This window comes from Streptomyces sp. NBC_00873 (assembly GCF_045207415.1).
GTDB lineage: Bacteria > Actinomycetota > Actinomycetes > Streptomycetales > Streptomycetaceae > Streptomyces.
The window spans coordinates 1,436,985-1,458,470 of sequence record NZ_CP108803.1 but is presented as its reverse complement, the minus strand read 5'-3'; the positions used below and the strand labels follow the sequence as shown (position 1 = coordinate 1,458,470).

Here is a 21,486-nt window from a genome sequence, read left to right as displayed (position 1 = left end):
ATCATCAAGGGTTCATTTGCATTCACCCGTCCGGCATTTCCCAGCCTGTAACCCCCGGATGGAACGGGAATCCTTGGGCACTTCCTCAGGCTTCGCACCCCGCGATTACTCGCAACGCACGCTGAGGCGGGAACGAGCCCTGCGCACTGGCTCGGGTCCTACACCTTCGACATCGTCGTACCTCCTTGGTGATTCCCACTCTTCTCAAGCGACCTCGTGTCGCACGATCTGGTTGAGCCAGGAGGCGTGCGGCGGGGTCCAGTGCACGTGCCAGCGCGAGTGGTCGGCCAGCCACGCCGTGGTGTGTTTGGCGGTGTGGGAGGAGCCGTTGTCCAGCACGACATGGATGTCCTGGTCTGGGGCGATGGCCGTGTCGAGCTGGTCGAGGAAGGCAGTGAACGTCGCTGCGTCGTTGCGGGCAATGATCTCGGTGAGGACCTCGCCGGTACGCACGTCCAGGGCGGCGACCAGTGAGGCGGTGCCGTGGCGGCGGTACTCGAACTCCTCGCGAGCGGGCTCGCCCGGCCTGGCGGGACGACCGGGGTGGCGCCTGGCGCGGGCGGCGATCGCGGTCTTCTCGTCGATGGACAGCACCACCGCCCCTTCAGGCGGGTCGCGGTACAGGTCGCACACGTCCGCGACACGGTCCCAGAAGTCAGGGGTGTCCCGGCGGGTGAGCCAGCCGCGGACCCGGTGCGGCTTGAGGTCCAAGTCGGCCAAGATCCGACCGACTTGGGAGGCAGAGATGGTGACGAAGACAGTGCCGGCGACCTGGGCGGCGATCGTGCGGTGCGACCAGGTCGCTTCCGGGTGCGGGGGCGCACTGGTGGCGGCGGCCACGATCGCCAACGCCACCTGGGGCCCGTATACCTTGGGCCGGCCCGAGCGGGCGGCGTCCTTCAGCCCGTCCCGGCCCAGAGCGGCGAACCGTCCGCGCCACTTACGGACCGTGTTCACGCTGACCGCCAGGTCCCGCGCGATGGCCCCATTGCTCAGGCCCTCAGCCGCCGCCAGCACGATCCGCGCCCGGAGCACCGCCCGCACCTGCGCTTTCAGGGAAACCGCTGTACGGATCAGACGCTCGCGCACCCTCTCGTCCAACACCACCACGACCGCCTCAACCATCCCGGCCACACCCTCACCCGCCCCGACCAAAGCGATGATCATGGCGTATGCGGGGGTGACCCAGCAGGATGGACCCGTGCCGAAGAATCCGCCCGAGTCCATGCAAGATCACCTGCGCCACCGTCTGAACGTCCGCGCCAAGGAACGCTGGCCCCAGCTCGCCCGCGTCCAGGTGCGCTTCCGCTCAGGATTCGCCTACGTGGCGGGGGAACTGCCGGGCGAGGAGGAACCGCTGTCGCTATGCCGCCTGCGCTTCACCGGCGTCCTGCACACCTGGGGCTTCGCCCTCTACCTCGCCAGCCGAGGCAAGTACGAGGACAACCTCCTGCCCACCGGCCTACCTATCGGCAGCCCCGAAGACTGCATGGACTGTGCCTGCTACCTCTACCTCGGTGACCAGCCGGCCTGACCAACACCCCTTCACGAACTAACGCGAAGGAGGACTACCGCGCATCGAAGGCAACCCATGTGTTCCCCGGCAGCTCGGGCTTCCCAGGCACCGGTCGCCGCTCCTCGGTCCAGGTCTCGCCCGCGACTTCGGAAGCGACGTGACGCCAGAAGCGTGCCGCGCCCGCGTTCTCCTCCTGAAAAGCGATCTCCCATCGGCCAGGGTGCGCGGCCAGGACGGCCTGCACCGCTCGCAACCCGAGGCCCGACCGGCGTGCCCCACGCACCACGAAGAAGCTGTTCAGCACGCGCGCATCGCTGTCCAGCGCGCGTACGAACGCAAAGCCGACCGGCCGGTCACCAGACCATACGAGATAAGCCGACCAGGTGGGATCGCCGATCGCCGACTCTAGCCACTCGCGGCGGTATGTTCCGTCCGGGTTCGGCAGGACGCCCCAGAACTCCGACAGGTCGTGCAGGAAAAGCGGCCAGAGTCGTTCCAGGACGTCGCGGTCCTCGGCGCCCGCTCTGCGGACAACAAAGTCTGCCATCTGATCCTCCTCGAGAACGCGAGAAGCCTTCCGGCAGACCGGAAGGCTTCGAACTATCGAGCGGACCTTATCGTGTCTACGACCTGGACACACAGCTCGCAGATCCAGGCCGCGCGGACGGTGTCTGCGTCGGCACCGTCACGTTCAGCCGACTTAGCGGACGCACGGAGGTTCACCTGCACCCCTCCACGAACTAACGCGGCACGGCACTAGGCCGGTGTTCGAAGCACCGGTCGGGAAGCGCTCCCGTGCTCGGCGTAGTCAACGCCGACGGCAGCACACCGAACGGCTCCCTGATCGACGAGATCGTCCGCGAGGGTGCGAGGCGGATGCTCGCCGCCACTCTCGAAGTCGAGGCCTACATAGTGGAGTTGGCTGATCAGCAAGGCGAGAGCGGCCGTCGTCTGGTGGTCCGTAACGGTCGTCGAGTCCGCCCAGGCCCGCTGGTGGGCCGTGAACGCACCCCACCTCGTCGCCCTCGTCCGCGCCGGAGCCCGCTTCGAATGCGGTCACCTCGTCGAGCGACCCGAGCCCGCCGCAGCATGAACAACCTCAACAGACCCATGGGTATTGGCAATTACTCCAATTAATCCGCTTCAGCATGGAAATGGCTCCATGCAGGCTGTCTAGTTCTAGCCATGCCGAGTTCGGTCAGGCAGAGGCCATTCACCACATGATCACTGGGCTTACATACTGGGCGACGCCCGCGGTCGTCCCTGCGGGCACCTTCGACAAGGAGTCCCTGTGAAGAAGACCCTCTCCATGACGGTCAGCCTGGCGATCGCCGCGACCTGTGCCGTCGGGGTGACGCTCCCCGCGCACGCCGCTGACACGACTGGAGCCACAACCGTCTCCAGCCAGTCGCTCCAGTCGATCATCGACACCTCCACGATGTCCCCGCGGACCAAGGCCCTCGCAGAGAAGATCCTGGCGAAGCTGCCCGCTGACTGGCAGTCCCGTGTCGAGGCAGCTGCCGCGAAGTACGGCATTGACGACTCGCCGTGGAGCGAGCTGCGCGACAGCGTGATCAACCCCGACGACTACCAGTGCCCGTCGACCGAGCTCAAAACCTGGGCCCGCTCTCTCCTCCAGGGCGCTGAGGACCCCTTCGTCATCTTCATGCTCTCCATCTTCGATGGCTTCAACCTTCCGACCTACGACGCACTGATCTTCGGCACGGAGTCGTCGTCCAACAAGTTCGGCATCAACGGTCAGTACACCCAGACGCTCACCGCCGAGATGAAGAACCTCAAGCGCTTCTGGGACATCGACTCGACGGACATCCAGCTGATACCCCTGCACGGGGCCGATGTCTTCTCCAGCCGCGAGCGGATTGCCCGCACGCTCTCCGCGCTGTACGGCGGGACGCCGGAGTCCCAGCTCGACCTGGCCGACATGTTCATCGAGCTCATCGACATGGAACCGATCCTGAAGGGCGGTGCCAACCCGATCTTCTCCTTCAACGCCTTCGCCTACACCGAGAAGAACGAGCCGGCACCGACAGGCATTTCCGACAGGATCATCATGGGTGACGGCATCCTGCAGGGCATGACGGCTGTGGGGCTGGGCGACGTCGCGCCGCAGGCGATCGAGGCCCACGAGTTCGGCCACCACGTGCAGTACGAGAAGGATCTGTTCGTGAGCGACCTGACCTGGGCTGAGGCCACCCGCCGTACCGAGCTCATGGCCGACGCGTTCGGGACGTACTACCTGACCCACGCCCGCGGCGAGGCGCTGAACACCAAGCGGCTTCTGGGCTCTGAGCAGTCGTTCTACGAGGTCGGCGACTGCGGCTTCGACAACCCGGGCCACCACGGCACGCCCAACCAGCGTCTCGCCGCGTCCAGTTGGGCCGCCGACGAGGCCAACAACGCCGCGAACCAGGGCCACATTCTGCCGGCACTCAAGTTCGCGGAGAAGTTCGAGGCCAAGCTTCCCGACCTGGTCAAGCCGGACGCCGGCTGACGGCTGCAGTCCGACCGCAGGACGGCGCTCCTCCGAGCGAGCGAGGATTCGCGTGGGGCGGGTCGGGCGGGGTCCCGCACCGGCCTGCCCCACGCGCACGTCACGCGTGGGCGATGTCGTCGGCACGAGGCGCAGCAAGGAGTGGTCGGCCGAGGCCGCGGTCTGCGAGCGGGGCGACTGTTCAGAGCCAGCCCTGGCGGCTGGCCTGGACACCGAGCTGGAATCGGGTCTGGGCGCCGAGTACTTCCTGCATGCGGGCGATACGTCGGGTGACGGTCCGTCCACTCACCCCGAGCTCACGGGCGATCGACTCGTCGGTGAGCCCGGCGCTGAGGTAGCCCAGGAGCTGTCGCGCCTCGTTCGTCGGACTGATCCAGCCCTCGGTGGGCTCTCCGGTCCGAGGAAGCGGGACGGCCACCCGCCAGTACGACTCGAAGACTCCGATCAGCCCATCGAGGAGGCCCGATGGCTGGACGACGACGCTGTGGTGTCCCGCGCGGTCCGGCGCGACGACGGACAACACGGCCAACCGATCGTCACAGAGCAAGAGATTCATGGCGATGTCGGGAAAGACCCGCGCCTGCTCCCCGCGGTCGACGCAAGCATGCGCCGCCTCCAAGGCCTTGGGTTCCTGCAGGATGTCGGCGCTGTACACCACTCGGTAGGCGATCCCGCGGGCCAGGGCGTCCAACGCATCGGTGTCGACCTCCGGCGCACGCTCGCCCCCGCCCACCGGCCCGATCGACAGCGCGCGTACCTGCGCCACTGCCTCGTTGTGGACCCGTCGCTGGATCGCGTCAGGGTTGTGGGATGTGTCGACGACCTCGATGTAGCCCGATCCCGAGGTGTGATCGAGCCAGAAACGTGAAAGGAGCGTCGCACTCTCGTAGGCGATCCGGGCCTCTCGTGCGCGCCGCTCGGCTATGGCTTCCAGCACGGCGCGAGGGGGCTGGGCTGTCAGCCTGTCATCCGTGCGGGACACCAAGCCGATACCGGTGAGCTCGTTGACCGCATCTTGCACCCCTTTCGCAGGCGATCCGGCCCGCGCCAACCGACCGGCGAGCTCGACTGGGGTCAGCGGACCGTGCTCCACAAGCGCAAGGTAGGCAGCCTCGGCCGTCATGGAGAGGCCGAGAGCCTGCAGCGGGCGCATCGTGCACTCCCAACCCAGCGGCGCCGCACGGCACCCGTCGCTGACTCCATCCCTACGGGGACTGTCCATCTGCCGAAGTTTGCCAGCCTAGCACCACGTGATCATGTGGCGGCCGAGCCGAACGCTGGAATGCGGCAGCGGCCACGGCCGTGGTGTCGTCCCGCTGGATGCGTGCTGGACAGGATCGCCCGAAGCCGTGGCCGACCGGTATGTCGCTCAGTGCCGACACGGTCGTCCTGGGTCTCACAACTGAGGACCTCGCTCCGAAGCCAGGCGCGTCGCAGGGCGGCCACGGAACTTCCACCACCACCCCCGCCATCGGCCTGGTCGACTACCTCTGCGACCGTTACACACGCTCGGACCGGATCCCCGACGCGGTCGCCCTGCGCCGCGCCCACTTCGCCGCCCACCGCACCCTCGCCGCGTACCAGCAGCTACACGCGGCGGCACATGCAGCCGACTGCTGGCAGGCCGAGAGAGGGGAGGCCCTGGCGCTGTTGCGCGCCGACGCGGCACAGCGCGAGCGGGGCTGGTACGCCGGCCCGGTCCTGGTCGACGCTCTGCTCGACGGCAAGGACGTCGACGCCGCCTGGCAGGCCGCCACCGCGACCGGCGCCGACGACCGGCAATGGCTTATCCTCGCTGACCAGGCCCAAGCCATCCGCCCCGCCGACGCGCTGCGCGTCTACCAGCGCCTGGCCGAACCCCTCGAGATGCAGACCGGCAACACGGTCTACGAGCAGCTGACCAGCCTGCTCCTCCGCATGCGAGACTGCTGCCGCCGCCTGGGTAACCCGGACGATTTCACCGCGCACCTCGCCACCTTGCGCGCCGGCCAGAAGCGCAAGCGGAACCTGATGCGGCTCCTCGACCAACACGGCCTGTGAAGCCGACGGGGAAGACGTAGAACTCCCTGCGGACAGAGATCACGGGACGTCACAGTCGGTCCAATCTGCGCGGTCCGAGTGACGGCCCCGCCCGGTCCGGTGGCCGGGTGGCACGGGAACGGCCCCGCGGAAGGAAGCCTTCCGCGGGGCCGTCGCCGGTACCGAGCAGTGTCAGGCGTCCTCGCGCTCCCGCGCCAGGACCTTCACCCGTCCACGGACCACGAACCATCCGCCGACCAGCGCCGCCGCGATCAGCGGCAGGCACATCACGGTCGTACGGCCCACTCCGCCGCCCCACCACATCAGGAACACGACCGCGGCGAGGAATGCCAGCGTGACGATCTGCGTGTACGGGGCCCAGGGCAGCCGGTATGAGGGGCGGGTGACCCTGCCGTCCTGCGAGCGGTGCCAGAACAGCAGCGAACAGAGCATGATCATGCCCCAGGTGCCGAGGATGCCGATCGACGCGAAGTTGAGAACGATCTCGAATGCCTGGCCCGGCATGACGTAATTGAGCACGACGCCCAGAACACCGAAGCCGGCGGTCAGCAGGATGCCGCCGTAGGGCACCTGGCCCTTGTTCATCCGGCCGGTGAACCTGGGTGCGGAGCCCGCCAGCGCCATGGAACGCAGGATGCGGCCGGTGGAGTACAGCCCGGAGTTCAGGCTGGAGAGCGCCGCGGTCAGCACGACCAGGTTCATCACACCGGCCGCGCCCGGGATGCCGAGCTTGTCCATGATGTGCCGCGGGCGATGGTGAACACCTTCGCGGAGGCGATGGCGTTCACACATCCGGTCCGGACACTGCGATATCGGCAGCGCGGAACCGTGGCGCACGTAGCGAGCGTTGCGATTTTCGCAACGTCCCCGCGGCGGTCGACCGTCCGAGCCTGCTGGAAAAGGTCCTGGACGGCCGCGGCCGCTGGACGCAGGCGGTTGCGGCGGAGGCCCAGCAGCCGACCCGGTACCGGCCGCGGCTGCGCCGGGTGACCGAGGACGGGTGGCTCGGCGATCCCATCGAGATCGACGACCCGGCCGAAACCGCACTCGTGGACCGCATGCGCCGCGTGGTGTTCGGCGGCTCACCGTCCCGGCCGCTGCAACACCCGGAAGAGGCCGAGACGGCGAGGACCCGCTGCTGGCCGAGGCGATCAGGCGCCGCCGCGCCAGGCCGTGTCACAGCAGTCCTCACCCTGCACCTGATCTGCTCAAACCGAGGTTGGAAAAGGTTCAGGGTGCACTGATCCCGCACGCGCGGGTCCTGAGGAGGGGTGCGGATCAGTAGGCGCCGGGCCGGGCGGTTGTGCGGGCCGAGGTGCGGCGCCGGGCGCGGGCGATCATGCGCCGGCCACGGTCGTGGCCCAGGCAGCGCAGCGCGTTCAGCACCGTTGCCACGCGGCCGCCGCGGCCGCCGCGGATGCCGCCGAGCACCGCGAAACGCGTCCCGTCGCCCTCCGGCACCGCGGCCATCCCGCCGACCACGTGCCGACTCTGCATCAGGCAGTACCCCGGCTGCAGCAGGACGTCGAACCTGGCCCGGTAGCCGAAGGGGCCGTGGGCCCAGCCCTGACCGCGTTCGGGAGCCCCAGGACGGTAGCCCGGGACCATGCGGAAGGTCCGCACGGTCGGAATGAGGTGCGGCAACTCACCCTCGAGGTCACTCGCCACGTCCCACACCTCGCTGACGGGCGCGTCGATGTACTCCTCCGCGTACATCACGGCGTTGAGTCCCGCGGCCATGACGCGCAGCCGCTGGACGGGGTCGAGTTCGGCAGTTGGCCAGCCGGTGGTCATCGCGTCCATGCCTTCCGAAAGCTGTTGCGGGCCCGGTGCAGCCGTGACTTCACCGTGCCACAGGGAATGTTGAGAATCTCGCTCGCCGACCGCTCGTCCAGGCACTCGAGCTCACGCAGCATCAGGACCGCGCGGTGTTCGGAGGACATCCGGCGCAGGACGTCGTGCACGTCGGAGGCCAGTTCCGAGTTGCGCGTCCCGGCGACGTCCTCGAACTCGCCCCACGCGGTCTCCCGCTGGGCGCGCCGCGCGACGCGGACGGCTTCGCGTACGGTGATGGTGCGCACCCACCCGTACAGGGCCGTTGGATCCTTCAGCTTGGGCAGGCCCTGGAAGACGGCGATCAGGGATTCCTGCACCGCGTCGGCGCTGTCGGTCAGGGCGATCGGGCGGCACAGCCGGTTGACGTAGGGGGTCAGCAGGTTGAGGAGATCGTTGACGGCCAGGGCATCGCCGGACTGAGCGGCCCTCACGAGCCTGGCAGCGGCTTCCCATGGATCCGGCTCCCGTGGCTGTGGGGTCTCCAGCTCCAGCCGCGGGATGCATGTCTCGACTGCTTTCATGTGCCGTTCTCCTCTCTCGCGTGGCATGCTCCGCCCGGGCGCCGGGCGGCGCTCGGTGCATGGAGCTTCATAGGGACAGAGGGGTCAAACGGAGCGGATACTCCCGCGGCTGCATATTTGCTCGGAGGAGTTCGGGGCTTCCGGGAGTGTCCCGGGTCCGGGCCGCCTCTTTCCTGGTGACGGCAATGCTGCTGGAGCTGCGAAGGGGCCGAGGACGTTGGAGAGAGAACTTCATCCCGAGGTGCGTACCGGCCAGGGTGTGGTACGTGGCCGGGTCGAGGACGGGATCGCCGTGTTCCGGGGGATCTCCTATGCGCAGCCTCCCTTCGGTGAGCTGCGCTTCGCCGCGCCGGAGCCCGTGAAGCCGTGGGACGGCGTGCGGTCCGCCGCCGAGTTCGGCCCCCCGCCTCCGCAGTACGACCGGATGAGCCCGGATGCGGCCGCCGGCCCCCGGGAGCAGGCGCCGGACTGTCTGACGGTAAATGTGTGGTCCCCGGCGCTCGGTGCCATCGGGCTGCCCGTGATGGTGTGGTTCCACGGGGGTGCCTACGTGTTCGGCCGGTCGGGGGAGCCGGTGTACGACGGCGCGCTGCTGGCCCGCCAAGAAGTCGTCGTGGTGAGCTTCAACTACCGGGTGGGCGTGGAGGGGTTCGCGCAGCTTGACGGGTGTCCGGCCAACCGGGGTCTGCTGGATCAGATCGCCGCCCTGCGCTGGGTGCGGGAGAACATCGCAGCCTTCGGCGGCGAGCCGGACGACGTGACGGTCTTCGGCGAGTCGGCCGGAGCCGGGTCGATCGCCGCGCTGCTGGCGATGCCCGCGGCGACGGGGCTCTTCCATCAGGTGGTGGCGCAGAGCGTGCCGGGTTCCTATTTCACTGCCGATCTGGCGGCCGACATCGCCGGGGCCGTCGGTGCGCGCGTGGGGTCGCCCGCCACGGCGGAGGCCCTGCGGGGCACCGATCCGCACCTTCTGGTGCGGGCTGCGGACGCGGTGTTCGCCACGATGGCGGACCGCTCGGAACGCTGGGGCACCGTTGCACACACGGAGACCATGTTCTCGCCCGTCGTCGACGGACAGTCGCTGCCGTGCACGCCTTGGGAGGCGGTCGCTCGGGGGGCGGCCCGCGATCTCGCGATGATGCTCGGTCACAACCGCGATGAGTACCGGCTGTTCATGGCGAAACGGGGCCAGTTCGGTGCCGTGACCCAAGAGCAGGCGTCCGAGGCGCTACGGGTGTTCGGACCGGAAGCGGGCGCCGAGCGCGCCTACCGCGACGCGTACCCGGGGGCCGGCGCGGAGGAGCTGTACGAGACGGTCATGTCGGACTGGCTGTGCCGGGTGCCGACCCTGCAGTTGCTGGAGGCCCAGGTCGCGGCGGGCGGTGTGGCGCACGCGTACGAACTGCGCTGGCCCGCTCCGGTGTTCGGCGGGCGGCTGGGGTCCTGTCACGGCCTGGACGTGCCGCTGGTCTTCGGCACGATGGACGCCCCTCTGGCGCGTCAGATGCTGGGGGACACAGCGTCGCCCGAGGCCGCCGCACTGTCGGCCCGGATGCGGTCGGCGTGGACGAGGTTCGCCGTCCATGGGGATCCGGGTTGGCCGGCGTACCGCTTCGCGGAGAGGCTGGCGAGGGTGTTCGACTGCGAAGACGGGCTGCTCGGGGACCCGTTGGTCGCGTCCCGCCGGATATGGGAAGGACACTCCTTCGGGGCGTTGGGACTGCGTTAACCTGCTGCCCTGCGGGTCCGGGGCTGCAATCTGCTTGAGTGGGTCATTTGAAGGCTATGTGCGGTGGGCTTCCCACGATGTGGAATGTGATTTGGATCCGTTCAACTGCCGCCGCCTGGTGCTAGGGTGACCGGGGTTGCTCGGAATCTGAGTTCAGGCGCGACGGGGGTTTATCACCTGAACTATCACTGCCCGCGGATTACTACTCACGGGTCGGGTGAGGAAGTGCAACAGGTCGGCAAAGTTCAAGCAAAAGCATCGTTGTGTTGGCATTGCAGAAGCGAATAGTTTGACGCCGTCCCCGTCCGGCGCTCGGGATACCGACAATGGGGGCGCAGTGGCTGAAACCGATGTTGCGCGGACGGCTGGCTGGGACATGGAGGAAGTGGCCCGGCTCGTGGAAGGTGCGCAACGGGGCGATGTCCTGGCCATGGATGAGCTGCTCGGCATCGTGTCGCCGTACGTCGGCCGTCTCTGCGGGCCGGTGGCCCTTCAGGACGGCGCAGACGCTGCACAGGAGGCACTCATAGCGGTTTTCCGCAACATCCGTCAGCTCAAGACACCCGCGGCCTTCCTGGGCTGGGTGCGGACAATCGCCGTCCGCGAAGCCCTCAAGTACGCGAAGCAGCGGCAGGGTTCCTTACCCGTGGACTGGGAGGAGGAGAAGCCCGTGCCCGAAGACCTCCAGCTGGCCTCGGACATCGCCGACGTCATGGGCAGGCTCGCCCCCGAACACCGGGTGGTGCTGACCCTGCGGCACATCGACGGTCTGAACGAACAGGAGGTCGCGGGGGTCCTCGCCGTACCGGTGGGGACGGTCAGGTCCCGGCTGTTCCGCGCCCGGCGCTCATTTCGTGACGCCTGGGAGTGAGCGGACGTCCACGCGCTGCTGCAAGCGGTCGAAGATCATGCTGGTCCGGCGCTCCGCTGAGAGCCTGCGCACGCGGTCGACGGTCTGGCCACCGGGGAAGCGCAGGCTGCTGAAGAACGCCAAGCGCGTTCCGTCGCCCTCGGCCACGGCGGCCATTCCACCGCTCAGCACCTTGCTCTGCATGAGACACCAGCCCGGTCTCAACACCACGTCGAAATGCTCACGGTGCCCGAAGGCGCTGACTGCCTGCCCCGTCAGCCGGTCCTTCTCGGATGAGGTGATGGCAAAGGAGCGCAGACCGGGAACAATGTGCGGGAGTTCGCGTTGCAAGTCGGACACGACGGCCCACAGCCGCTCGACCGGCACGTCGAAAAGGCGCTCGGCGTAACTCGCGTGCTTCGAGGCGGAGGCGATCACCTTCAGGCGCCGCAGCGGATCGAGTTCAACCGTCGGCCAGTCGCTGTTCAGTGGATCAGTCACTGGCTACTGCCCCCTCTGTCTCGTACGCGGGAGAGACTCTCAGCATCCCCGCTGCCTGGTCAAGCTATTCGAAATACCCATGCCGGGAGTCGTGGATGGCAACGCGTCAGGAGAAATCGGCTCCGCGCGGGATTGCATCTGCGCCGTAGTTCCTCTTACCCACTGAAGGAGCAGGATACGTGTGCATCGTACAAGGGGAGCAACGGCATGTGGCTGACTCAGTTGCTGGAGCGCAACCGGCAGGGCTTCGGCAGGCGGGTGGCCCTGGCCGACGCGCGGCGCTCGCTGACCTGGGAACAACTGGCGTGTCGCGTCGAGTCGTTGGCCGACCGGCTCAACGCGCGTGGCGTTCAGCGTGGAGACCGGGTGGCGGTCCTGTCGACGGACCGTAGCGAGGTGATGGAGACCTACTTCGCGCTGGGACACCTCGGAGCGGTCTTCGTACCCCTGGACCCGAGCCTGGTCTCCGGGGAGATCGCGGATATCGTCGACCACGCCAAGGTCGTGGGCATCATAGGCGAGGACGCGCTGCTGAAACACGCGAACCTGCACGCGTCCGCGAGTGGTTGGCGACTGGCGTTCGAGGACGCGTGGTTCCAGGACGACGAGGACGGCGCCCAGCAGGCCTTCGAACCCCACGTCAGGGCCGACGACCCCGTGGCCATCCTCTACACCTCCGCCACCGGCGGCCGCCCCAAGGGCGTGGTCGTGGACCACCGGTCGGTCAAGGACATCTCGCTCGGCTGGCTCGCGGCGACGGCCCCGACGTCCGACGGCGTACTGGTCACCAGCGGGCCGCTGTTCCACGGGACCGTCGTGCTGGCCTTCGCCCATCTCGCCGCGGGCGCCGCCGTGGTGGTGGCCGGCCCACGACCGCAGGACATCGTGGAGGCGGCCCGCACGCACCGGGCGACGCACCTGTGGCTGGTGCCCGAGACCCTGCGCGGCGTGCTCGACCACCTCGACGGGCACCCGGCCGAGGAGCTGCCCGATTCGCTGGTCGAGGTGCTCTACGGCGCAGCTCCGCTGAGCGTCGAGCTGTACACGAGGGCCGCCCGCACCCTCGGCTGCGGCTTCCGCCAGGTGTACGGGCTGACGGAGGCGGGCGGTCCGATCGTCACGCTCGGCCCTGGCGAACACCCGGACCCGCTCGGAAACCTGCCCGAGACGCTGCCCACGGGGCGGATCATCCCGGGGATGTCGGTGCGCATCGCGGACGAGAACGGCCTGCCGCTGCCGACCGGCCACACCGGGGAGATCCTGGTCCGCGGAGACGGCCGGATGCGCGGCTACTGGCGCGACCCCGCAGCCACGGCAGCGGCGACGGTCGCGGGCTGGCTGCGCACCGGGGACCTCGGCCGCCTCGACGGCGAGGGACGGCTGCACCTCGTCGACCGGCTCACCGACCTCATCATCAGGAACGGACGGAACGTCTACCCGGCCGAGATCGAGCGCGTACTGCGTCGGCACCCGGCCGTCGCCGACGCGGCCGTCGTCCCGGTCGGCGACAACGAGGAGGGCGAGGTGCCGCTGGCGCTGGTCGTCCTCGTCCCGGGTGCCACCGCGGACCGAACGGAGATCCTCGGGCACCTCTTCGAGCGGATGGCGGCGTACAAGGTCCCCAAGGACCTCCAGATCATCGAGGAGCTCCCGCGCAATTCCACCGGGAAGGTGCAGAAGAAGCTGCTCACCGCCTGAGTCGGCGACATTTGAGAACGCGAACGCGAACCGGGAACGGGGAAAGAACGCCGTGCATTCCATAGGAACCCTACTGACGCTGCCGCGCGCCCTGACGCATTTCCGGCCCCGGATACCGGGGCTGGGATTCGGCATCTCCTCCGTCCACGAGGGACCGCCGGTGGCGGTCCGCGAGGCCGAGCAACGGATGGCCAGGGCCATGCCGCCCAAGCGCAGGGCCGACTTCCTGATCGGCCGCAGCGCGCTCCACCGCGCGCTGCGCTCGGCGGGGCTTACCGCGGACGCGGTGCTCTTCGAGGGGCCGCGCCCGCTGCTGCCCGAAGGGATCTCGGCGTCCATCAGCCATTCCGACGGGGTCGCGGTCGCCGTGGCCGGGCCCTCGGAGCGGTTCCGGTCGCTGGGGGTGGACGTCGAACTGACCGGTCTGCCCCTCGAAGCCGCCCACCTGGTGCTGCGCGGAGCCGAGACCGCCGAGCTCCAGCAGGCCGGTGACGCGGCGCAGCAACGCCTGCTCGCCATGTACTCCGCCAAGGAAGCCGCCTTCAAGGCGCTCAGTCCGCTCCTCGGGCCCGAGCTGCCGGGCCTGCGCGACCTGCGACTCACTGCGGACGCCGACGGATATCTGGCCCGTGCCACGCGCCATTCGGAGCTGCGGGTGCGCGTGAGCGTACGCCGGCTTCCGCAGGGCGTCCTGTGCTGGGCCGTGCTCCAGGGCTGAAGCCGGCCCGCCCGCCCTGCCCGTCGCGTACCGCCCGTACTCGCCCCGCACCGCTACCGGCCCCCGCGCCGGTCACGCCCTCACGGGATCACACGCTTACGGAGGTCATGCCCTCATGCACGCACCCACTCTGCCCGCTCCGCCACGGCCGGCGGACTGGACGCCCTCGGACTGGCGCCTGCACCCGGCCGCGCAGCAGCCCGAATGGCCCGACTCCGCGCTGCTGCGCCAGGTCCGCGTCCGTCTGGCCGGCACCGCGCCGCTCGTCCTGCCCAGCGAGGTCCTCGACCTGCGCCAGGCGCTCGCCAGGGCCGCGCACGCGGAGGCGTTCGTGGTGCAGCTCGGCGACTGCGCGGAGACGTTCGACGCCCCCACCTTCGCCGGTACCGCCGCCCGCGTGGATCTGCTGCACAGCACTGCCCGGACGATCGGAGCTGCCCTGCACCGGCCGGTGATCCCGATCGGACGGATCGCCGGCCAGTACGCCAAGCCCCGTTCCTCGCCCACCGAGCGGGTCGGTGACCTCGTACTTCCCTCGTTCCGCGGGCACTTGGTCAACGATCCGGCGCCCGATCCGGCGGCCCGCATCCCCGACGCGATGCGGTTGCTGCGCGGTCACGGGCACGCCCGCGACGTCCTCGCCCTGCTGCGCGAGCTCGCCGAGTCGGGGATGGCCATGCGGGATTCGGCTCCGGGCGGCGCCCCCGCCGTGTGGACCAGCCACGAGGCGCTGCTGCTCGACTACGAGGAGCCGCTGGTGCGCCGAGACCCGGCGACCGGCAGCTGGTGCCTGACCTCGACCCACCTGCCGTGGATCGGTGCGCGTACCTGCGAGCCGGACGGAGCGCACGTACGGTTCCTGGCGGGGGTGGCCAACCCGGTCGGGGTGAAGGTCGGTCCCGGCACCGATCCCGGCCAACTGGCCGAGCTGTGCGCCCGGCTCGACCCGGACCACCAGCCGGGACGGCTGGTCCTCATTTCCCGGACGGGCGCCGACGCGGTGCGCGCAGTGCTGCCGCCCCTGGTGGAGAAGGTCGCCGAGCTCGGCCACCCCGTGGTGTGGGTGTGCGACCCGGTGCACGGCAACACGTACACCAGCGGTACGGGTCACAAGACCCGGCACGTCGACGTGGTGGGTGCCGAGATCCGGGGGTTCTTCGCCGCGGTGCGCGCGGCGCGCGGCTGGCCGGGCGGGATCCATCTGGAGGCCACGCCGGCCGATGTCACCGAGTGCGTCGGCGGCGTACCCGGGGTGGCGGAGCAGGACCTTCCGCTGCGCTACGAGACGGCGTGCGATCCGCGACTGAACGGTGCGCAGACCGTCCTCACTGCCGAACTGGTCGCCGAACTCTGCGCCACGCGCTGACCGGGCCGCCGCCGCACACACCCCGAAACACAGCCCCCGTCACGCATCCGCATACACCTTGAACAAACCCGCACACACCCACACACCCCCGCCCCCAACCCCGGTGCCGCCGGACCCGACCGGGTCCGGCGGCACAGGTGCGTCCGGTGCTGGAGGCCGCGGGTCCCGTGAAGGTTCCGATGAGTTCTCCCACATTCCCGGACGGAACGTCCGGCCCGGTCGCCGCCTCCTGACGAGCAACCCGACCGACCCGACCCTGTGGAGTCGCCATGCAGAACCAGACACCGCCGATGCCCGAACTCGAAGGCGTCCGCCATCACTACGCCGAGGTGCGGGGGGTGCGGCTGCACATCGCGGAGACGGGCGAAGGCACGCCCGTGGTCCTGCTGCACGGATTCCCGCAGCACTGGTACGGATGGCGGCGGCTGATCCCCCTGCTGTCCGGCGACCACCGGCTGATCTGCGTGGACCTGCGGGGCTTCGGCTGGTCCGACGCCCCGGCCCGGGGCTACGACACCGACAGCCGGGTGGCCGACGTGCTCGCGCTGATGGACGAGCTCGGGCTGGAGCGGGCCGCGCTGATCGGGCACGACTGGGGTGCCTGGACCGGCTTCCACCTCTGCCTGCGGGCGCCGGAGCGGTTCAGCCACTTCCTCGCACTGAACATGCTCCACCCCTGGCCGCTCCACCGCCGCCTGATGCCGCAGTCGTGGCGCTTCTGGTACACGGCACTGCTCGAGCAGCCGTTGCTGGGCCGCTGGATGCTGCGCAACCGGCCGGGCTTCACGCGGTACCTGATGCGCAAGGGGGTCACGGACACGGCGGTATGGGAGCCGGCGGTGATGGACGAGTTCGTACGGTCGAGCCAGGAGCCGGACCGGGCGCGGGCCGGAGAGGCGCTGCACCGGGCCTTCGCACTGCGGGACATCGCGAAGCTGCTCCTGGGCAGCTTCAAGAAGTCCCGGCTGATCACACCGACGGTGATCATGGCGGGCGCCCACGACTTCATGCTGCCGCCGAGCGTGCTGTCGGGCGGTGAGCGCCACGCCCGCGACCTGCGGGTCGAGGTGGTCGCCGGCTGCGGGCACTACCTGCACGAGGAGCGTCCCGACCTGGTGGCCAAGGCTGCCCGGGAGCTGTTCTCCGACGGCGGCTGAGCCCAGCCCGGCCCGGTCCGGGCGGGGCCTCGGCAAGGGCCCGCGGACCGGTCCGGGCGGGGCCTCGCGGCCGGAGTCGGCCGCTCCGGAAAATTATTCGAATTTCGGTGGAGTGCGGCAGCCGGATCCCGTCTCTTATCTGGTGTCGGCTGCTTTCAGCCGCTTGCTGAACATCCGGACCACCCCACAGCAATCCACCCGTGGCAGGGCTGTATTTGCGCTGCCCTCACGCAACCGCCAGGCCAAAAGCAGAGGGATGACGAATGCCCGACATTTCCGCACTCAACCTTGACGTGATACCTCAGCCCACCGCGTCCCTCGGAGTGCTCCCCACCGTCGCCGCCGAGAAGCACCCCGACACGCCTTTCCTCTCCGACACCGCCTGGCAGACCTACGACGGTCCGGTGCGAAACTTTGCCGAGTTCGCCCAGGCCATCGACGACTACGCCGACCGCCTGTGGGCGGCGGGAGTCCGTAACGGGGACGTGGTCGCGGTCGTCCAGCGCAACCACATCGAGGTCGAGGCCGTCATGTGCGCCCTCGGCAAGATCGGTGCGCTGCCCGCGCTGCTGTCCTCCGGCATGGAGGTCGGTGAGCTGCTCGAGTGCTTCGCACGGCTGGAGAACCCGTATCTTCTCGTCGACTCCTTCGGGCTCTCCCGGCTGACCGACGCCCGAAGCGCACTGAAACTGCTGGTCCGTAACGTGTTGTGCCTGGAGCCGACCGAGGAGAAGTGGGTCGTGCCGGTGCAGGACCGGCTGCCGCACGTGGCCAACCCGCGCGGCGAGGACGAGTGGTTCGTCATCACCCACTCCTCGGGCACCACCGGCGCCCCGAAGATGGCCGCCCATTCGACCCGTTCGCTGTTCGGCATGGTCGCCCCGATGATCATGATCTTCCGGGACCAGTACTCGACCGATGACCTGAACGCCAAGCACCTGTCGTTCGTACACGCCCGCACCTGCGCCGGCACGCTGGCCTCGCTGGAGACCGCGATGCCCGCGCTGGCGATCGCAGACCCGGACCCGGCCAACGTCAAGCGCCTGATGCTGGAGCACCGCCCGACCTCGCTGGAGACGCACCCGAACGTCTACATCCAGTGGGAGTCGCTGGCCGACGACCCCGACCGGCCCTTTCAGCACGTCGAGCGGTTCATCAGCACCTTCGACGCGATGCACCCACGCACCGTACGGGCCCTGCTGGGTGCCTCGGAGCGCCCCGACGCCCACTACTTCCAGGCGTACGGCCAGACCGAGTCCGGCCCGATCTGTCTGCGCATCGTCACCCGCGAGGAGGCCGCGGACTACTCGCCGCGCAACGTCGGCCACCCCGGCGGCGGCATGGAGATCCGCATCGTCGACGAGAACGGCCACCCGCAGCCGGCGAACACGCCCGGCATCATCGAGACCCGCTCGCCGGGCCGCATGCGCGGCTACGTCGGCGGCGACCCGATGCCCCCGGAGGACTCCTGGTGGCCGATGGGCGACATCGGTCGCCGGCTCGACGACGGTTCCCTCGAACTGCTCGACCGCATCGTCGAGCACGTCGACGGCGTCGGCAGCCTGCTCGAGAAGGAGGACCACCTCCTGGAGGCCCTGCCCGAGCTGGTCGAGCTGGTCCTGGTGAAGGCCGAGGACACGCAGGACAGCACGGTCTTCGCCGTCGCCTGCCCCCGTCCCGGCACCGTGCCCGACCCCGAACGATTCCGCTCCGTCGCCGCCGGGGCCGGACTGCCCGACCTGCAGGTGCGCTTCTGGGAGTGGGAGGCGATGCCCATCACCGGCTCCTACAAGGTCCGCCGGTCCGTGCTCCGCCGCAAGCTCGCCGGCCGCATCCAGCGCACCAACACGCCCGAGAAGGAGGCATGACCAAGATGGTCCAGCTGTGGAACCTGCTCTCCGAGTCCGTCCACGACGCAACGATGCTCCACACCCCCTCCCGCCAGGAGGAGCCGGTCTCCGGACCCGCGCTGTTCTCCCGCGCGGAGCGCACCGCAGGCACCATCCTGGCCGCCTGCGACGGCCGGCTCCCACGCCGGGCGGGCCTGCTCATGGCCAACGGCGAGCCGTGGGTGCGCGGTCTGCTGGCCTTGCTGCGGCTCGACGCCGCGGCGGTGCCGCTCGCGCTGCCGGTGGCCTTCGGCGGGGCGGACGCGTACGCCGCGCACATCCAGCGGATCGCGGCGGACGCCTCCCTGGACGCCCTGCTCGTCGACGGCAGCCTCGGCGACCGGATCGTGTCCCGGGTCGCAGCCGCCGTACCGCACCTGCCGGTCATCGACATCGCCGAACCGCCGCAGACGGGCATCGAGCTCCCGCCGGTACGCGGCGGCGGCGACGCCCCGGCCGTCATCCAGTACACCTCGGGCAGCACTTCGGCGCCCAAGGGCGTCGTGATCACCCACGACAACGTCAACGCGGGGCTCGACTCGATCGGGGACGGCACCCGATGGGGTCCCGAGGACGCGCTCGGCCAGTGGCTGCCGCTCTTCCACGACATGGGCCTGTTCACCATGCTGGCCTCGCTGCGGTACGGCACGAAGACCTCGCTGTGGCAGCCGGGCGACTTCGTCCGCCGCCCCATGCAGTGGCTGAGCGAGTTCGCCGCCTCGCGGTCCTCGATCCTGCCCGCCCCCAACTTCTTCTACGACTACCTGGTGGCGGCCGCGGCCAAGGGCATCCCCGACGACCTGGACCTCTCCGCCTGGCGCTACGGCGGCAACGGCTCCGAGCCGGTGCGCCTGAGCAGCCTGGAGGCCTTCCAGAAGACCTTCGCCCCCTACGGACTGCGGTCCCAGGTCGTGCAGCCCAACTACGGGCTCGCGGAGGCCACGCTGATCGTCAGCAGCGGCATCCCGCTGACCGGCTACCGCAGCCTGCTGGTGGACCGCTCCAGCCTGTCCGTCGGCGACCGGGTCACCGAGAGCCCCGAGGCAGGACCCACCGTGCGCTCGGTCGTCTCCTGCGGCCCGCCCGTGGCAGGCATCGAGGTCCGCATCGGCGACGCCGAGGGCACCGCAATGGCCGAGGGGGCCGTGGGCGAGGTGCAGATCGGCGGTGCGCCTGTCACCTCCGGATACCTCGGACTGCCCCCCGAGCAGCAGCCGTTCACGCCCGACGGGATGCTGCGCACCGGCGACATCGGATTTCTGCACGACCGCGAGCTCTACGTCATCGGCCGGATGAAGGCGATGGCCGTGGTCCGAGGCCAGAACTACTACGCCGAGGACGTCGAGGAAGTAGTCAAGGCCACTCCCGGGGTCGACCGCCGGCACTGCGCCGCGTTCGCCTGGGACGACGACGGCGAGGAGCGAATGATCGTGATCTGGGAAACGAAGCTCGACGCGGACCGCGCCGCCGCCGTCGGCGAGGCGATCCGCGCCCGGCTCATCGAGCAACTGGGCCTGGGCGCCGTGGAAACCGTCGCCGTCTCCCCGCAGAGCCTGCCCTTCACCAGCTCCGGCAAGGTCAAGCGCTCCGGCGCCGCCGACCTCTACCGCCAGCAGACCAAGCCCCTCTCCACCGCATCGGAAGGACGCAACCAGTGAGCGCCGACAAGACCCTGGACATCGTCGTACGAGCCCTGGCCACCCAGGCCAACGTCTCCGCCTCCACCATCGACACGGACAAGCCTCTCTCGGCCGTCGCCGGCATCGAATCGGTCAAGGCGCTGCGCGCGATCACCGACATCGAGGACGAGTGCGACGTCGTCATCCCCGACGACTTCCTCTTCGAGACCGCGACCGTGCGCGAGCTGGCCGACTTCGTCGCCTCCCTGGCGCGGGAGGGCAGCTCCATATGACGGTGGAGACCGCCGCGCCAGACGCGCTGCTCGGGGCGCTCGGCCGGTTCACGACCGTGCCCCGTGACATCGGGCGCTACGACACGGACGCCCAGACCGCGGCCCAGGCGCTGCGTGCCGCCCCGGAGCAGGTGGTCAGGCTCGCGGCCGAGGGGCTGCCGCACGTCGATACCGAACGCGGCCCGCTGTTCGACTACGACGACCTGATGAACGTGGGCATGTTCTGCGGCACCGGGCAGACGGTGCCGGAGCTCGGACTGCGGTTCCTGATGCGGTTCGCAGCCTCCTCCCGCAGCAGCTGGTACGCGCCGCGAGAGTGGGAGATCGGTGTCTACCCCTCCCGTACGGCGGGGGGTGAGCGTGCCGAAGCCGTCGTGGAACAGGGCGCGCGGCTGCCGGACGTCACCGTGCGCGTGCCCGACCTGTCCGCGCCCGGTGTGGAGCTCCTGTCGACCCAGTCCTTCGACGGACCGCTGCGGGTGGGCGGCTACGAGGCGACGGTCCGCCTGACCGGAGCCGACCAGACCATGCGCGACCCGCGGATCCACGAGGCGTGGAACGAGGTCGTCGAGGGCCTGGCCTCGCGCCGGGTCACCTACCAGACCGTGCCGGAGCCGTTGCGCGCCGACCACCACCGGGCCTGGGAGCTCGGCATCGCCGACTGCGTGGTGGCCTCGCGGCTGCTCGCGGACCGGCTGCGGGCGGCCGGTCTGCAGGCCACGGCCAGGCGCGGCTACCTGCTCGGCCTCTTCGGCAGCGACCACGCCTGGTGCGACGTCGTCGAGGACGGGGTGCACAAGTCACTGGACCCCGTGTTCGCGTTCGTGGCGACCGTCGGGGACGAGCGCGGTGTCGCCGAGTCCCCGGAGTTCGCCGCAGCCTGCTTCGGAAGCCGCTTCAACCGGCTGCTGCCATGCCGCACGGACAGCGCCGAACCCCTTGTCTACTTCGACGGCGAACCCGCCCCGTACTGGGCGATGGTCGGCGTCGGTGCCCGTCCGCGGAGGAGCTCATGAGCCTGGCCCGAACCCTCGTACGCAACAGCCTGGACCACCCCGCCCTGATCGACCGCATCACGGACGACGCCAGCCTGGCCGGTGCGGGCGTCAACTCCGGTGAGCTGATCCGGCTTGCACTGCGCATCGAGGACCACCTCGGGCGGCAGCTCGAGGACGACGAGCTCCTCGAGCTGACGTCGATCCTCGCTGTCGCCGAGCTGGTCGGGAACGAGGCGGCCTGAC

At 69.7% G+C, this 21,486-nt stretch carries 19 protein-coding genes and 3 pseudogenes; 15 read left to right on the top strand and 7 right to left on the bottom strand.

The window, feature by feature from the left end:
• Positions 1 to 204: 204 nt before the first annotated feature.
• Entirely contained in the window at positions 205 to 1,167 is a 963-nt protein-coding gene (locus OH809_RS06820; protein WP_406423234.1) for an IS630 family transposase, read from the bottom strand.
• A gap of 34 nt (positions 1,168 to 1,201) precedes the next feature.
• Here OH809_RS06820 and OH809_RS06815 point away from each other — a divergent pair, with 34 nt between their 5' ends.
• Positions 1,202 to 1,534 (top strand): hypothetical protein, encoded by a 333-nt coding sequence (locus OH809_RS06815; protein WP_406423235.1) that lies wholly within the window; start codon positions 1,202 to 1,204, stop codon positions 1,532 to 1,534.
• Positions 1,535 to 1,568: 34 nt separating this feature from the next.
• Here OH809_RS06815 and OH809_RS06810 read toward each other — a convergent pair whose 3' ends face one another.
• Positions 1,569 to 2,063 carry a GNAT family N-acetyltransferase gene (locus OH809_RS06810; RefSeq protein WP_406423236.1) on the bottom strand — a complete coding sequence of 165 codons (495 nt, stop codon included), beginning with the start codon at positions 2,061 to 2,063 and terminating at the stop codon, positions 1,569 to 1,571.
• A 387-nt stretch (positions 2,064 to 2,450) separates the two neighbouring features.
• Here OH809_RS06810 and OH809_RS06805 point away from each other — a divergent pair.
• A pseudogene (locus tag OH809_RS06805) lies at positions 2,451 to 2,609 on the top strand (IS256 family transposase); the annotation flags it as partial.
• A 198-nt stretch (positions 2,610 to 2,807) separates the two neighbouring features.
• Complete coding sequence (locus OH809_RS06800) at positions 2,808 to 4,028, top strand: hypothetical protein (protein WP_406423237.1); 1,221 nt, start codon at positions 2,808 to 2,810, stop codon at positions 4,026 to 4,028.
• A 181-nt stretch (positions 4,029 to 4,209) separates the two neighbouring features.
• On the opposite strand, the gene OH809_RS06795 is transcribed toward OH809_RS06800, so the two are convergent.
• Positions 4,210 to 5,181, bottom strand: a complete 972-nt coding sequence (locus tag OH809_RS06795; protein ID WP_406514925.1) for a helix-turn-helix domain-containing protein — start codon at positions 5,179 to 5,181, stop codon at positions 4,210 to 4,212.
• Between the two features lie 323 nt (positions 5,182 to 5,504).
• Between OH809_RS06795 and OH809_RS06790 the strand changes: the two are divergent.
• Positions 5,505 to 6,068, top strand: a pseudogene (locus OH809_RS06790) (hypothetical protein); the annotation flags it as partial.
• A 171-nt stretch (positions 6,069 to 6,239) separates the two neighbouring features.
• On the opposite strand, the pseudogene OH809_RS06785 reads toward OH809_RS06790, so the two are convergent.
• From OH809_RS06785 to OH809_RS06775, 3 genes and pseudogenes are all read right to left on the bottom strand, one after another.
• Positions 6,240 to 6,809 (bottom strand): annotated as a pseudogene (locus OH809_RS06785) (amino acid permease); the annotation flags it as partial.
• A gap of 537 nt (positions 6,810 to 7,346) precedes the next feature.
• Positions 7,347 to 7,871: a hypothetical protein gene (locus tag OH809_RS06780; protein ID WP_406423239.1), complete on the bottom strand. Its 525-nt coding sequence runs from the start codon at positions 7,869 to 7,871 to the stop codon at positions 7,347 to 7,349.
• The gene (locus tag OH809_RS06775; protein WP_406514924.1) at positions 7,859 to 8,425 is read right to left on the bottom strand and encodes an RNA polymerase sigma factor; all 567 of its coding nucleotides are present in this window, start codon (positions 8,423 to 8,425) and stop codon (positions 7,859 to 7,861) included. The genes OH809_RS06780 and OH809_RS06775 overlap by 13 nt, the downstream gene beginning before the upstream one ends.
• Positions 8,426 to 8,642: 217 nt before the next feature.
• On the opposite strand from OH809_RS06775, the gene OH809_RS06770 reads away from it, so the two are divergent.
• Positions 8,643 to 10,154 carry a carboxylesterase/lipase family protein gene (locus tag OH809_RS06770; protein ID WP_406423241.1) on the top strand — a complete coding sequence of 504 codons (1,512 nt, stop codon included), beginning with the start codon at positions 8,643 to 8,645 and terminating at the stop codon, positions 10,152 to 10,154.
• 337 nt (positions 10,155 to 10,491) lie between these two features.
• Entirely contained in the window at positions 10,492 to 11,025 is a 534-nt protein-coding gene (locus OH809_RS06765) for an RNA polymerase sigma factor (protein WP_406423242.1), read from the top strand.
• On the opposite strand, the gene OH809_RS06760 is transcribed toward OH809_RS06765, so the two are convergent.
• Positions 11,002 to 11,505 carry a hypothetical protein gene (locus OH809_RS06760; protein WP_406514923.1) on the bottom strand — a complete coding sequence of 168 codons (504 nt, stop codon included), beginning with the start codon at positions 11,503 to 11,505 and terminating at the stop codon, positions 11,002 to 11,004. The two genes, OH809_RS06765 and OH809_RS06760, sit on opposite strands and share 24 nt — an antisense overlap.
• 207 nt (positions 11,506 to 11,712) lie before the next feature.
• Here OH809_RS06760 and OH809_RS06755 point away from each other — a divergent pair, with 207 nt between their 5' ends.
• The 9 genes from OH809_RS06755 (at position 11,713) to OH809_RS06715 (ending at position 21,485) form a co-directional block, all read left to right on the top strand.
• Positions 11,713 to 13,203 carry a class I adenylate-forming enzyme family protein gene (locus tag OH809_RS06755; protein WP_406514922.1) on the top strand — a complete coding sequence of 497 codons (1,491 nt, stop codon included), beginning with the start codon at positions 11,713 to 11,715 and terminating at the stop codon, positions 13,201 to 13,203.
• Between the two features lie 52 nt (positions 13,204 to 13,255).
• Positions 13,256 to 13,921, top strand: a complete 666-nt coding sequence (locus OH809_RS06750) for a 4'-phosphopantetheinyl transferase (RefSeq protein ID WP_406423245.1) — start codon at positions 13,256 to 13,258, stop codon at positions 13,919 to 13,921.
• Positions 13,922 to 14,036: 115 nt separating this feature from the next.
• On the top strand, positions 14,037 to 15,287 hold the full coding sequence (locus OH809_RS06745; protein ID WP_406514921.1) for a 3-deoxy-7-phosphoheptulonate synthase: 1,251 nt from the start codon (positions 14,037 to 14,039) through the stop codon (positions 15,285 to 15,287).
• 269 nt (positions 15,288 to 15,556) lie between these two features.
• Positions 15,557 to 16,444 (top strand): alpha/beta fold hydrolase, encoded by an 888-nt coding sequence (locus tag OH809_RS06740; protein ID WP_406514920.1) that lies wholly within the window; start codon positions 15,557 to 15,559, stop codon positions 16,442 to 16,444.
• Between the two features lie 263 nt (positions 16,445 to 16,707).
• The gene (locus OH809_RS06735) at positions 16,708 to 18,312 is read left to right on the top strand and encodes a class I adenylate-forming enzyme family protein (protein WP_406423248.1); all 1,605 of its coding nucleotides are present in this window, start codon (positions 16,708 to 16,710) and stop codon (positions 18,310 to 18,312) included.
• Positions 18,309 to 19,991: an AMP-binding protein gene (locus tag OH809_RS06730; protein WP_406514919.1), complete on the top strand. Its 1,683-nt coding sequence runs from the start codon at positions 18,309 to 18,311 to the stop codon at positions 19,989 to 19,991. Before OH809_RS06735 ends, OH809_RS06730 begins: the two co-directional genes overlap by 4 nt.
• Positions 19,988 to 20,245 (top strand): acyl carrier protein, encoded by a 258-nt coding sequence (locus OH809_RS06725; RefSeq protein ID WP_406423250.1) that lies wholly within the window; start codon positions 19,988 to 19,990, stop codon positions 20,243 to 20,245. The genes OH809_RS06730 and OH809_RS06725 overlap by 4 nt, the downstream gene beginning before the upstream one ends.
• Entirely contained in the window at positions 20,242 to 21,261 is a 1,020-nt protein-coding gene (locus OH809_RS06720) for a hypothetical protein (protein WP_406423251.1), read from the top strand. Before OH809_RS06725 ends, OH809_RS06720 begins: the two co-directional genes overlap by 4 nt.
• A complete protein-coding gene (locus tag OH809_RS06715; protein WP_406423252.1) occupies positions 21,258 to 21,485 on the top strand; it encodes an acyl carrier protein in 228 nt (75 codons plus the stop codon). The genes OH809_RS06720 and OH809_RS06715 overlap by 4 nt, the downstream gene beginning before the upstream one ends.
• Position 21,486 lies beyond the last annotated feature (1 nt).

Bases quoted from the DNA above. Each gene is read 5' to 3' on its own strand.
- OH809_RS06820 (WP_406423234.1), bottom strand. From the start codon at position 1,167: ATGATCATCGCTTTGGTCGGGGCGGGTGAGGGTGTGGCCGGGATGGTT.
- OH809_RS06810 (WP_406423236.1), bottom strand. From the start codon at position 2,063: ATGGCAGACTTTGTTGTCCGCAGAGCGGGCGCCGAGGACCGCGACGTC.
- OH809_RS06795 (WP_406514925.1), bottom strand. From the start codon at position 5,181: ATGCGCCCGCTGCAGGCTCTCGGCCTCTCCATGACGGCCGAGGCTGCC.
- OH809_RS06780 (WP_406423239.1), bottom strand. From the start codon at position 7,871: ATGGACGCGATGACCACCGGCTGGCCAACTGCCGAACTCGACCCCGTC.
- OH809_RS06775 (WP_406514924.1), bottom strand. From the start codon at position 8,425: ATGAAAGCAGTCGAGACATGCATCCCGCGGCTGGAGCTGGAGACCCCA.
- OH809_RS06755 (WP_406514922.1), top strand. From the start codon at position 11,713: ATGTGGCTGACTCAGTTGCTGGAGCGCAACCGGCAGGGCTTCGGCAGG.
- OH809_RS06745 (WP_406514921.1), top strand. From the start codon at position 14,037: ATGCACGCACCCACTCTGCCCGCTCCGCCACGGCCGGCGGACTGGACG.
- OH809_RS06740 (WP_406514920.1), top strand. From the start codon at position 15,557: ATGCAGAACCAGACACCGCCGATGCCCGAACTCGAAGGCGTCCGCCAT.
- OH809_RS06735 (WP_406423248.1), top strand. From the start codon at position 16,708: ATGCCCGACATTTCCGCACTCAACCTTGACGTGATACCTCAGCCCACC.
- OH809_RS06730 (WP_406514919.1), top strand. From the start codon at position 18,309: ATGACCAAGATGGTCCAGCTGTGGAACCTGCTCTCCGAGTCCGTCCAC.
- OH809_RS06720 (WP_406423251.1), top strand. From the start codon at position 20,242: ATGACGGTGGAGACCGCCGCGCCAGACGCGCTGCTCGGGGCGCTCGGC.
- OH809_RS06715 (WP_406423252.1), top strand. From the start codon at position 21,258: ATGAGCCTGGCCCGAACCCTCGTACGCAACAGCCTGGACCACCCCGCC.